Genomic DNA, 11,713 nt, shown 5'->3' with positions numbered 1-11,713 from the left:
TGCTGGGAGCTTTTATAATTGTACTTCAAGACACTTATTTAGTTACATCAATCTTGCCATTATCTGTAGACAGCTGAATTAAATTGTCACCATTTCCAAATACAGCATTCTCACTATATTTGTTAAAAATATTCACCTTTCCATTGGAAACACTTACAGCAAACGTTGCGTTTTCCGGCTCACTTGCTGCCTTGATTTTGATTTTTCCATTATTTGTTTCAAGTGCAATTGGACGGTCTAAATCATCCGTTTCTAAATATATGGAGCCGTTATCCGCCTCTCCAATTAGCTCTCCACTCACTTCATCTAATTGAATTCGACCGTTATTCGTCTTCGCTGCTAACTTTTCTGTCTCCAGCTTATTCAATTCAATTTGACCATTGCTCGTTTCAACTTCCATGTCCTTAACAACTAAGTTGCTTGCTTGTATTTTTCCATTATCCAAATCGGCTGACAATGCCTGATATTCCTTTTCAGGCAAATAGACATGTAATATCATCGAATGAAAATTGAAATCAAAAAACTGGAAAAACTGGCGTTGCTTTGTTTGGATCTTTAAATTCTCTCCATCTAACTCTACCTGCATTGTACGATCGGCGTTCTTTTTTGCCGTTCCAGTCCATGTAATACGGATTTCTTTTTCTTTTGTTGGTGAAATTCGAACGGTCTCATTATCCCCCTCAATCGAAATCCTAGTAACGTTTGTTGCATCAACAAACTTTTCTGTTGCCACCTTTTCTCCAGTATCTCTGCTACCAAATGTGACGATGCTGCCGACTGTTCCAACGATAATAAAAATGATTGCTACTATAACGAGTTTCTTTACATTACGCATCCTTTAAGCCCCCCTTCACAAATCGCACATTAAAGTGTAGATAACGAACAAATCCTTTCATAAAAAACTGTGTCACATACATCATGGCAATGACAACAAGCAGACCTAGACCTGTTAATCCAATGGCAACAAACAGGTTAAACCAATTAAATGATTGTGGATGTAGTAGCGTATCCAATGCGAGAAGCAGAGGCGAGGCGATAAAAGCAAGTCCAGATACCCATCCGCCTACAAGCACACCAACTAAAGCAATAAATGGACCAAGTACGATAACTAAATTAAAAAACCCTAGACCAAGCACTGCCCATACTGCACGAAACATATTTCCAGCGGAAGTCTTCTCATCCACTTGATCGAGATGGTAGGAAGCAAGCAGTTCTTTGGAAATCTGTGCAGGAGAACCAAGAGAAGCTGCAATTTCTTCCTCACTTTTTCCTTCCTGCAAGCCAAATTCAAAATGCTCCTCAAAATCATGAACAATATCAGTTCGATCATTTGCTGGTAAACGTTGTAACGATTCGGTTAATTTATTAATAAACTGTTGTTTATTCATCCGTAACACCCTCCTCAATAATTTGATTAACTCCCTTAGTAAATTCATGCCACTCGTCAATGAGCTGGTATAAATATTTTCTACCGTCTTCTGTGAGACGATAATATTTTCGTGAAGGACCTTCTGTCGATTCCTTTAAATACGTTGTAAAATACTTCTCCTTTGCTAATCTTCTTAATAATGGATACACCGAGCCTTCTGAAATGGCAATTCGATCAGAAATTTTCTGAACAAGCTCATAGCCATACCTATCCTTTTTATCAAGTAAAGCAAGCACACATATTTCGAGCACGCCTTTTTTAAACTGAATATTCATCGCTCTTCAACACCTCTTTCACTACTATATATTACACAGTACCTTAATAAAAATAATACCTCGCTACCTAAACATTACCACACACTACTATTCATTGCAAGGTACTAAATAATATTTTTTTCAACCATGTTATTTTAAAAAAGCTGTTCATGCGGAAATGTTTCTTTTCCAATACATGAACAGCTTATTCCTATTGTTTTAGGCACCGGCTATTTATTCATTTCAGCTAAAAAATCTCCAAGTAAATCTTCAAGCTCTTCTTCCGTATCTTCTTCCTGTGGCTCCATTGCTTTGTCTAATGTAAATGCTTCAACATCCGCATGTTCGCTTCCTTCAGAAAAAGCGGGCTGACTCCTTTTTTCATCGGCTAAAGAATCCTCCCTTTGCCCCAGCTCCTTTTCCTGTAAAAAAAGCGCCTCATCTATATCTAGCGCACGGCTATTTAGCCCCGCTAATAACGCGGTAGCTCGCACTGGATCAGAAAGCAGATGATAAACGATGCTCCCAAGCAATGCCTCGGAATGCTCATGCTTTAACCAATCTCGCTGAGCCTTGGTTAGCTTATTCGGAAGTGGGATTGTAATTGATTCCCGTTCCTTTGCATACGCATTCCCCACACCTTGTAAAACATAATCAGCAATTTTACTAGAGAAATTGCGCCGCTCTGTTTCTTTTAAATGCTGTAAATGCTTTAGCAGATGATCTGGCGTATTGGAGGGAACACGAAAGGAAATCGCCTGACCGCGCTGTATCCTTGTCGAACGATTCGTCATAGCATCACCTTATTTCTTCGCAGTTTCCTTAGCTGCCTTTTTTTCCTGTTTTGTAGCAAAATCCTTGATCAGCTTATAATACGCATTTGCCATCATCCAAATACTTTCCTTTTCATCCTCAAAAAAGTCGATATTATATCCATCAAGATTGTTATTCATTGTTTTTAAATATTCCTTTAATACATTGGATCCACCACCAACAAAGTAGCAAATTTCAGTTTGTGAATTTTTCTGCCATGTATTACGAAGCAAGCGATACTGCCGCTTTGCAAGCTCTAATAGTATACGATCGGTAATATCATGCACACTTGTACGGCTGCCCTTCACCATAATATGGTTTCGGTCCTTTTTTCGCGTAATAATATCAACGACATCTTTTCTACTATCTAACTCTACCCCGTGCTTTGACAATATTTCATCACGTATTGCCTCTAGTGACTCCGATACACCGAGATTATAGCCTTGTGCTTTATCATCATCAACGGTTCGATTCTTAATTACCGCGATATCCGTTGAAAGCCCACCAATATCTTGAATAATAATCCGCTTATCAATTAATTCCTTGTTAATGATTTTCAAGTCATTATCCATCACGAGATTAATAAATGCCGCAAATCCCTCGGGATATACTTTTACATCTTTAAATTGCAGGTTTACTTTCATACCTTGGTATTTGGGAGTCACTAAAAATTCAATCTGGTGCACAGACCCTAATAGCTTTGAACGGTATCCTGCATCCTTACCCTCCTTCGCTTCTCTAAGCGGCAAGCCTGTACCTAGCATGTATGTAGCGTCAATACTATTTTTCTTTTGTGGAAAAATTGCTTTATTTTCTTCTCGCACTGCATCTAACGCTAGAGTCGTAAATAACATCACAAGCGTTTGATCTTCATCCGCCTTACTACTTCCAGGGTCAAGCTCTGTCGCATTACTGCTTTTTGCCGCTAACGAGCCAACGCGGTAAATGGCGGTATTTTCTTTTAATGCCGGAGAATGCACACGAACGTGAATACCCTCCAACGGATTTTTACTATTTAACTCTTCAATCCCGATTACCGGACGGTCTTCGATGTCATGTGCCATAATATTCGGGATGTTAACTTCATAATCCATCTCTCCAAATATCGCCTTTACGGAATCATTTCCAACATCAATTGCTGCTAGTCGTGTATTTGTCATCCATCCATCATTCCTTTACTAATAAATAAGCACGATAAATAACGTATGTGCTTATATTAAGCGTATAGGGCATGTACACCTCATTCAATACACTAGCGCAAAATTAAATATAACTGTAATGCTGTAAACAATCTGTAAACTGTACTTATTTTGTAAACAATTGCGTAAACAATGAACGTTGCCACTCAAAACATCTGCCATTTCAATAAGTAAACGCATTTGTAAACTTGTAAACATTTTTGTGTACTTTTGTCTACAAAACGTAAACAAGCAAACAAAATCGTAAACAAACAAAAAAGATGATGGCATACTTTTCCATCATCCTTTAAATTATTTCTAGTTGTTTCTATCAATCCGATAAATACCCTTTTGATCGCGTAAATGGCATCCATTTTTTTCAAAGATGCGAATCATACCCGTATTATGCTTATCCGTGCTTCCAACATAGTAGGACGCTCCTACTTCTTTTTTTAATAGGTGTAAAGCATGCGTATGTAGCCTCGTACCTAATCCTTGTCCGCGTACCTCTGGAAGAACACCAAAATAAAATAATCGGCCTTCCTCTACTGTATCTGCTTCGATATGTGGGATACTGATTCCGAGCGGTTCCTTAGTTCCCGCGCGTAAAAAATAGTAACAGTAGGAACGCCAATCCCTTCCAAGTTCGCTTTCTAACGACTTCATAACCTCATCCATTGGCTGTTGCTTGTTTTTATTGGCTGACCCTGAACGGCATTTAGCATATAAATCTTGAAACTGAAGATCGCTTATCGCTCCACCTGCTAAAGATTGACACTGAATAGCTTCATCTAAAGGAGGAAGCTTAGCAAGCGAACGTGTATATTCTACAATGCTAGACACCTTGTGAAATCCTTGCTCCACAAGCCAGCCTTCTATTCCTTCATCCATTAGTAATGATAGATAACTAACCCGCTTCGATTCCCAAGCAGTCAGTAGTCTTTCAAGCTGAACTCGATATTCAAGAAGTTCTGTACCCTTCACTTTCACCTGATCGACAAGCCAATAAGCTGGTTCGTTTTTAATAATTTGATATAAATGCATGCTATCCCCCAATTCCATTCAATCAAGATTCTCCTCACATAGCTAGCAGATAAGGTTGATAGAAGTCGAAAACGAAAGCAATCGTAGTCACTTTTTTCTATTGCTATTGTATCATTGACCGTAATCCCTTTCATCTTTGTTCATGTATATAATTCTGCTGAACTGGAGAATATTCTAGTAAGCTATCATGCTAGATTCGGAGGAGTTATATATGGAGTTTGCGTATTTCACATCCGTTAAGCTAATCATGGGATTTTTTATACTTTATTTATCTGTCAGAATACTTGGCGGAAAGCTCATTGATAAAATAACCCCTTTTCATTTTATTTCAGCGGTTGTCTTGGGAGAATTACTCGGAAATGCCGTCTATGAAAAAAGTGTATCTGTATGGCATGTGATTACGACCGTTTTTTTATGGGGGATTTTGCTTTTTATTATGGAATGGATTGCCCAAAAGTCTTTATTCTTACGCACCCTATTTGAAGGAAAACCGAAAATGATAATTAGAGAGGGAAGGATTAATTATCAGCAAATGAAGAAAAGCCGCATGAACCTTAATCAGCTACAAAGTCAGCTGCGCCAAGACGGGATTTTTTCTCTTCGTGAAGTGGCCTATGCATTCATTGAGCCAAACGGTACAATTAGCATTTTGAAAAAAGCATCCTATCAATCGCCTACTGTAGGAGAACTTGATATGCTAACAAAGCCTGCCCACTTACCTATAACGCTCATTCGCGACGGCCAAGTAATGGAAGATAATTTAAATGAAATGAACAAGAACCATGCATGGTTAAAAAATCAGTTGTTCGCTCATGGAATTGCTACGGAACGTGATGTCTTTTTTGCCGAGTGGTTAGAAACAGATGGTCTCTATATCGTTCGCTATACGTAAATACACGAACGAAGGAAACTGCATGGAAACCCTGCGGGAAGAATAGGTACAAACTTAAAGTGCCAGGCTAATTTATTGATACAACAAATTAGTCTGGCATGTTTCTAGTTCAATTATCTTTTTCGGTAAAGCTCGTTTTATTTACATACTGCTTATAATAGAGAAATCCGATGACACCCCAAATAGCCATAAAGACTATGGAAGGTCTACTTAAAAGACCTGGAGAGCCTGGGATGATCAATAAGCCAATAAAACTAATACTTATAAGCACACCAACGAACGACAAATATTTGTCCAGCTTTTGTGCTGCCTTTTGAAACCCAATCCAACAAACATACAAATAAGCAATCGCCGCTAATAAGGATGACATATCAACAATATAAATGATCACTTCTCGGCCGAACCATGGCGCGATTAAGCTCATGATAGTTACAAATATGATGCTCTTATGGTGGACACCTTGCTTATTTTTAACCGTATATTTCGCATGAAGCATCCCATAGGATGAAAGCGCAGAAAGCAATTTACTACTGCTAATCATAAATCCATTAATACCGCCTGAAACAGCCGTTGTTAGCGCAATAATCAAAAGCAAGAACCCAAACATGCCAACATGATGTAAAACCGCCGAACCAAGCGCCCATTCCTGCGCACCTGCTTGTTCTGGTGCATATGCAAGGCCAGTAATTATATTTAACATCGTATAGACGATAATCCCGGAGAAAATAGCAAGCACTGCTACCCTTGTTGCCTGTTCTCGTTTAAACTTTAAATCTGTGACAACCTGTGGAATAACATCAAAGCCAACGAAAATAAAAGGAACAATCGCGAGCACCTTAGCGACCTCCCCAAAGCTAAAGCGGTAATTCACCACATAATTTTCTACGAGTGTAGCTGTCCCTGCTTTCATTCCCATAGCTATAAAGACAATGACTACATTCACAAGCAAGAAAAGCACCATCACATTTTGGACATTCGAGCTTTTTCGAAGTCCCCGAATGTTAATCAGCGCAAATAAAATAATGACGATACTGGCAATCAAAACATCAGACAAATAGACGGGGTAACCCGCTACTTCATAAAGATAAAAAAACTCCACCTTTGATCCGAACAATATTTTCATTACTAATACAAAGGCAGTAGCATTAAGAGGTACGATACTTAAATAACATAAAATCAAGGACCAGCCAACGATGAAGCCGTGCTGTCTTCCCATATTTTTATACGCATAGGAAAATTCCCCACCATCTTCTCCATGGTGCTGCATCATAATGTGATAGCCTTTTTGAATAAAAATTATCGCTACTCCACCGATAAACAGGCCAATTGCGGTATTGATGACACCAGATTGCTGGAGAAACTTCACACCTGGAAGTGTGAAGGATCCCCAACCAATAATGGAGCCTAATACTAAGCTTAATATATCGTAACGACTTAATTTATTATCCATAACGCCCACTTTTATTTGAAGTTATACGCAGTGACAATTTTATCTCGGCCTGTTACTTGATCATTAAAGTATTCGTAGAGACAAATCCCTAAATATGAACCAGATATATTGATTACATTTGTATACCCAAGATGCTGTAAAGCCATTACTGCATTGTAGCTACGTTGACCTGAACGACAATGTACATACACTGGCTGATCATGTGGGATTTCATCTAATCTCTCTCTGAATTCACTCAATGGAATATTGACAGCATTGATTAAATGACCTGCTTCATATTCATGCTTTTCACGTGCATCCATGATAAACGCATTACCTTCAACGAGCTCTCGTACTTTTGATACAGGAACTTGCCTAAATTGTCCATTTAAAATATTCAAGGAAACAAGTGCTGCGAAGTTAACAACATCCTTTGCTGTACCAAACATTGGAGAATAGCAAAGCTCTAATTCCTTCAAATCCTCTAAGGTGCCGCCCATTGTGATCATCGCTGCAATTACATCTACGCGCTTATCTACATTTCCTTTTCCAATTGCTTGAGCACCTAATATTCTTCCTGTTGGGTATTCATAAAGCAATTTAAAATGGATTGGGTTACTATCAGGCATTAGACCAACCTTGTCACCTGGAATCACATAAACAAAATCATAGGAAATACCTGCTTTTTGTGCATCTTTTTCATTTAAACCAGTAGCAGCCGCATTTTGCTCAAACACATGAATACAAGAAGAACCAATCACTCCCGTGTTCCGATGTGGAATGCCATACATATGGTCTGCCGCAGCTCTTGCCTGCCGCTGGGCAGGACCCGCTAATGCAAGCCGTGTTGGTTCATGTGTAAGACGATGAAACACTTCAATCGCATCGCCAACCGCATAAATATGGGGATCACTTGTAAGATAATTATGATCAACCTTAATGCCACCTGTTGTGCCGATTTCAAGCCCCGCTTCTGTTGCCAAGGTTGTTTCAGGCTTTACTCCAATAGCCATGACTACTGCTTCTGCATCGACTTTTCTTCCAGACTGTAGTTCGATATAACCGTCTCCAACCTTTGCTAAACCATTACTTAAAATAAGCTGTACACCTTTATCGATCATTTCTTTATGCAAAATTTGCGCCATATCATAATCAAATGGAGCCATGATTTGATTGTTAAATTCCACTAGAGAAACATTGTAGTCAGCTAAACGTAGGTTTTCCGCGACTTCTACACCGATAAAACCACCACCTATTACCGCCACGTTTTTTACTTCTTTTTGTTGAACAAACGCATTTAGCTTCGCAATATCAACGACATTACGGACGGTAAATACATTCGAACGTTCAATTCCTTCTAATGGAGGTACAATTGGATTTGCCCCTGGAGAAAGCACTAATTCATCATAGCCTTCATCATAAACTTCACCAGAAGTAAGATTTTTTATGGTAATCGTCTTTTCTTCGCGATTCACCTTTAATACTTCACTATTTACTCTAGCTTCGATATTATACTGCTTTTTAAATTGATTCGGATTCATTAAAACGAGATCATCACTGTTTTCAACAATGCCACTTAAATGAAATGGTAGTGCACAGTTTGAAAAAGAAACATGTGGTCCACGCTCAAACATGATCACCTCGGCATGTTCATCTAGTCTTCTTGCTCTTGCTGCAACAGAAGCACCACCAGCAACGCCACCAACAATTAAAATACGTTTACCCATCTCTTCTTCTCCTCTTTTCACATTGATTTGCATCCGTCTTTTTTCTAAGCTGTTTAAACACGATCCGCTTTTCACTTATTTTATCCAGCTACTTTCCTTTTTACTTATCTTAGAACAATCGTTTTGCAACCGCATTACCAACAATCGCACCTAATGCTAGGAAGATAAAGAATATCCAACCAGAAAGCGAGAAGTTCGCAATTGGTGTATAAAGTGCCCCAACATTACATCCGTTTGCTAAGCGTGTTCCTACTCCCATTGTGATTCCGCCAAGCGCAAATAGCAATATTTCTCTTCTGCGAATATGAACGCCTGAACGAAAGACTTTTTTGAATTGACCAGCTGTTAATAAAAAGATAATGGTTCCAAGTAGAATTCCGAAATTCTGTACTGATACCCCATGCTCGAAAAATGGTAATACATACGGATCAGCAGACATATGCGTAAAGGATGCTATGGATTCTGCGGGAACGCCAAATGCCATAAGAAGCTTTCCGAACCAAATTCCATAAGGTGTAGAAGCTCCCCACCCAGCCTTCGTAACACCCATTAACAGAACAAATAGAACACTGATTACAATCGCACCTTGTTTTAATGTCCAAGGCTTCACAAACATACGATTATACGTTGCTGAGCTAAGCAGCTTGTAATCCTTGCTATCAAAATCCACTTGCATATCCTGAACATTCTCTGTTAATACGCCATGGTAGGTGTTTTGTTCTTTCCGTCTTTTTTCATAGCGATATGCAAGGAAAACAACGATTCCACAAAACAATCCAGTTAATAGTAAGGCTCCTAAATATCCGCCTAGACCGTCCCACTTAAACAGGTCCGGCAAGTATACACCGCCTTGTAATTTACTGCCAACCTCCGTAGTAAAGAGGGAATTGTTAATCCAGCTTGCTGTGTGTTGAATCGGAAATGCGATAAATATACCAAAACCGAAAAATAAAAGCGTAATAAATGCTCGAGGCAACCCGGTTACTAAATCGGTTAATACACCAGATGCACAGCATGATGAAAATGCCATACCAAAACCAAAAAGTAATCCTCCAAGCACCAACCCTACGTTAATTGGATTAATCCAAAGGTCATAACTTGTAGGGTCTGCATTAAATAAGAAAGTCGTAACTAATAATGTAGTAAAAAAGAACATAAAAGCCATTGCTCGAAGCAATTTGGTTGAACCAGTCGTATAAGCACGATTAATACTACCTGCAAAGCCTGTATAAGCACGAGATAGCGCATACCCAAATCCTACCCCGACTAAAAGTCTAAAAAATAGCATGTCGGTTTTTAATAATGTACTTCCTAAAATTAAAACAAAAATAATAGCAATAAAACCGAATACATACTCCATGTTCAACTTCCTTAAGCCTTGCCCTTGAATCACAGGTTGTTTTTCCACTTGTGCTTCCATCATGATGACTCCTTTCAAAACCATGTAATTTATTATGTGAAACACTTCACATATTTATATTAAATCCGCCCTCAAAGTTAGGCAATATGTTACGTTAAACATTCACATTAAGTTCAATACTTCACAATCTTTCTGAGATATAATATTTATATAATAAGTAATTAGAAACCTTTCAAAAACCTCTTAAAATAAAGGTTTGTTGGAAATTAGTAGTCATTTATCTTAGTAAAAACTAACAAAAAATTGCTCTAAAAGGGGGATTGTCAAGCTAACTGCTTAGAAAAATATGATTTCCTGACATGATATTTTATATACAGATATGGTTATTTATTCATGTGATTTTAAGTGGTTTTAAGCGAAGAAAATTAAAAAAGCTGTTAAGCAACAACCAAAAATGATCGTTGCTCAACAACTTATTAAAAGTGCACATATACTTATTAGGTACAGTATTTCTTTTTCAATCTCCTCTACTGGCACTCTTACCAGCTAAAGCTAAAGGTTGTTTTTTTATCATAGTATTGGTTTGGCTGTAATGTTATCGATGGAAAACCATTATGATGTAAAGAAACTGGAGATGCTTGAGTTTCCAAACATACACCCATATACTTTCTAGAAACTCCTTCATGTAAAGGATGACCTCCTGCTAAGTTATTTGCAGTATACATCACCATACCTGGTTGGTCTGTCTCCATCTGCATCGTTCGACCACTCGCTTCCTCTGATAGCAGCACCTGCTTCTGTTTAGAGCAATCGAACAGAAAATAATGATCATATCCATTCCCAACTCGTTTATTTTGTTCATTTCCATGAAGAATTCCATCCTGAAGAAGCCTTCCCTGACAAAAGTCAAATGGAGTGCCCTTGACAGGCAATTTGCGGCCTGTAGGTATACTTGCTTTATCTAATTCTAGAATATGATGACTTTTTATAGTTATACGATGGTTCAAAATTGTATCCTTTAGATTTCCACTTAAATTAAAATATGAATGGTTCGTTAATGTGAGTACTGTCAACTTATCACTCACAGCACTGTAATGTACTGATAATTGGTTATAATTATTCAAAGTATATGTAACCCTTACCGTTACATTTCCTGGGTATCCTCCTTCACCGTTCGGACTTACATGCTGAAGTTGAACACCAATTCTATCTTCGCTTTGAAACGTTTGTGCATCCCAGATAACCTGATGAAATCCTACACTAGCACTATGTAGATGGTGGTGTCCTTCATTTTCCTCTAACTGATAGCAATTTGCTCCTAACTGAAAGGAAGCCTCTTGGATTCTTCCTGCAACTCTGCCTATAATTGCTCCAAAATAATTCGAATCATTCTTATAATCTGCCAGGTTCTTATATCCAAGCACAATGTTTTCTAAATTGCCCTGCTTGTCCGGAACGAGTAGCCTCGCAATAATACCTCCATAATTTAAGATGCTTGCCACCATTCCATTTCTATTAACCAAATTAAACTGCTTCCATTTATTTTCTAGGCTGTTAATTGTAATTTTCACCGTAATACCTCCGCTG

General features: G+C 38.3%; 11 protein-coding genes. 1 reads left to right on the top strand and 10 read right to left on the bottom strand.

Annotated elements, in window-relative coordinates; genetic code table 11:
* Window positions 1-34: 34 nt before the first annotated feature.
* The 6 genes from QBK89_RS08100 to QBK89_RS08075 form a co-directional block, all read right to left on the bottom strand.
* Window positions 35-835 (bottom strand): DUF4097 family beta strand repeat-containing protein, encoded by an 801-nt coding sequence (locus QBK89_RS08100; RefSeq protein WP_284140536.1) that lies wholly within the window; start codon window positions 833-835, stop codon window positions 35-37.
* Complete coding sequence (locus tag QBK89_RS08095; RefSeq protein ID WP_284140535.1) at window positions 828-1,388, bottom strand: HAAS signaling domain-containing protein; 561 nt, start codon at window positions 1,386-1,388, stop codon at window positions 828-830. The genes QBK89_RS08100 and QBK89_RS08095 overlap by 8 nt, the downstream gene beginning before the upstream one ends.
* Window positions 1,381-1,704 carry a PadR family transcriptional regulator gene (locus QBK89_RS08090; protein ID WP_284140534.1) on the bottom strand — a complete coding sequence of 108 codons (324 nt, stop codon included), beginning with the start codon at window positions 1,702-1,704 and terminating at the stop codon, window positions 1,381-1,383. Before QBK89_RS08090 ends, QBK89_RS08095 begins: the two co-directional genes overlap by 8 nt.
* A gap of 209 nt (window positions 1,705-1,913) precedes the next feature.
* Window positions 1,914-2,477: a hypothetical protein gene (locus tag QBK89_RS08085; RefSeq protein WP_284140533.1), complete on the bottom strand. Its 564-nt coding sequence runs from the start codon at window positions 2,475-2,477 to the stop codon at window positions 1,914-1,916.
* 9 nt (window positions 2,478-2,486) lie between these two features.
* Window positions 2,487-3,656 carry a ParM/StbA family protein gene (locus QBK89_RS08080; protein WP_284140532.1) on the bottom strand — a complete coding sequence of 390 codons (1,170 nt, stop codon included), beginning with the start codon at window positions 3,654-3,656 and terminating at the stop codon, window positions 2,487-2,489.
* A 336-nt stretch (window positions 3,657-3,992) separates the two neighbouring features.
* Window positions 3,993-4,718 (bottom strand): GNAT family N-acetyltransferase, encoded by a 726-nt coding sequence (locus tag QBK89_RS08075; protein ID WP_284140531.1) that lies wholly within the window; start codon window positions 4,716-4,718, stop codon window positions 3,993-3,995.
* 211 nt (window positions 4,719-4,929) lie between these two features.
* Between QBK89_RS08075 and QBK89_RS08070 the strand changes: the two genes are divergently transcribed.
* Window positions 4,930-5,610, top strand: coding sequence for a DUF421 domain-containing protein (locus tag QBK89_RS08070; protein ID WP_284140530.1), 681 nt, complete (start codon window positions 4,930-4,932; stop codon window positions 5,608-5,610).
* Between the two features lie 109 nt (window positions 5,611-5,719).
* Here the strand turns inward: QBK89_RS08070 and QBK89_RS08065 are convergent, their stop codons facing one another.
* The 4 genes from QBK89_RS08065 to QBK89_RS08050 form a co-directional block, all read right to left on the bottom strand.
* Window positions 5,720-7,060, bottom strand: coding sequence for an APC family permease (locus tag QBK89_RS08065; protein WP_284140529.1), 1,341 nt, complete (start codon window positions 7,058-7,060; stop codon window positions 5,720-5,722).
* Window positions 7,061-7,071: 11 nt separating this feature from the next.
* Window positions 7,072-8,766 carry an FAD-dependent oxidoreductase gene (locus tag QBK89_RS08060; protein WP_284140528.1) on the bottom strand — a complete coding sequence of 565 codons (1,695 nt, stop codon included), beginning with the start codon at window positions 8,764-8,766 and terminating at the stop codon, window positions 7,072-7,074.
* A gap of 109 nt (window positions 8,767-8,875) precedes the next feature.
* Window positions 8,876-10,189 carry a YeeE/YedE family protein gene (locus tag QBK89_RS08055; protein ID WP_284140527.1) on the bottom strand — a complete coding sequence of 438 codons (1,314 nt, stop codon included), beginning with the start codon at window positions 10,187-10,189 and terminating at the stop codon, window positions 8,876-8,878.
* A 476-nt stretch (window positions 10,190-10,665) separates the two neighbouring features.
* Entirely contained in the window at window positions 10,666-11,697 is a 1,032-nt protein-coding gene (locus tag QBK89_RS08050) for an aldose epimerase family protein (protein WP_284140526.1), read from the bottom strand.
* Between the last annotated feature and the right edge of the window lie 16 nt (window positions 11,698-11,713).

Source organism: Virgibacillus sp. LDC-1, assembly GCF_030137545.1.
GTDB lineage: Bacteria > Bacillota > Bacilli > Bacillales > Amphibacillaceae > LDC-1.
This window is presented reverse-complemented; position numbering and strand designations above follow the sequence as displayed.

Bases quoted from the DNA above. Each gene is read 5' to 3' on its own strand.
- QBK89_RS08100 (WP_284140536.1), bottom strand. From the start codon at position 835: ATGCGTAATGTAAAGAAACTCGTTATAGTAGCAATCATTTTTATTATC.
- QBK89_RS08095 (WP_284140535.1), bottom strand. From the start codon at position 1,388: ATGAATAAACAACAGTTTATTAATAAATTAACCGAATCGTTACAACGT.
- QBK89_RS08090 (WP_284140534.1), bottom strand. From the start codon at position 1,704: ATGAATATTCAGTTTAAAAAAGGCGTGCTCGAAATATGTGTGCTTGCT.
- QBK89_RS08085 (WP_284140533.1), bottom strand. From the start codon at position 2,477: ATGACGAATCGTTCGACAAGGATACAGCGCGGTCAGGCGATTTCCTTT.
- QBK89_RS08080 (WP_284140532.1), bottom strand. From the start codon at position 3,656: ATGACAAATACACGACTAGCAGCAATTGATGTTGGAAATGATTCCGTA.
- QBK89_RS08075 (WP_284140531.1), bottom strand. From the start codon at position 4,718: ATGCATTTATATCAAATTATTAAAAACGAACCAGCTTATTGGCTTGTC.
- QBK89_RS08070 (WP_284140530.1), top strand. From the start codon at position 4,930: ATGGAGTTTGCGTATTTCACATCCGTTAAGCTAATCATGGGATTTTTT.
- QBK89_RS08065 (WP_284140529.1), bottom strand. From the start codon at position 7,060: ATGGATAATAAATTAAGTCGTTACGATATATTAAGCTTAGTATTAGGC.
- QBK89_RS08060 (WP_284140528.1), bottom strand. From the start codon at position 8,766: ATGGGTAAACGTATTTTAATTGTTGGTGGCGTTGCTGGTGGTGCTTCT.
- QBK89_RS08055 (WP_284140527.1), bottom strand. From the start codon at position 10,189: ATGATGGAAGCACAAGTGGAAAAACAACCTGTGATTCAAGGGCAAGGC.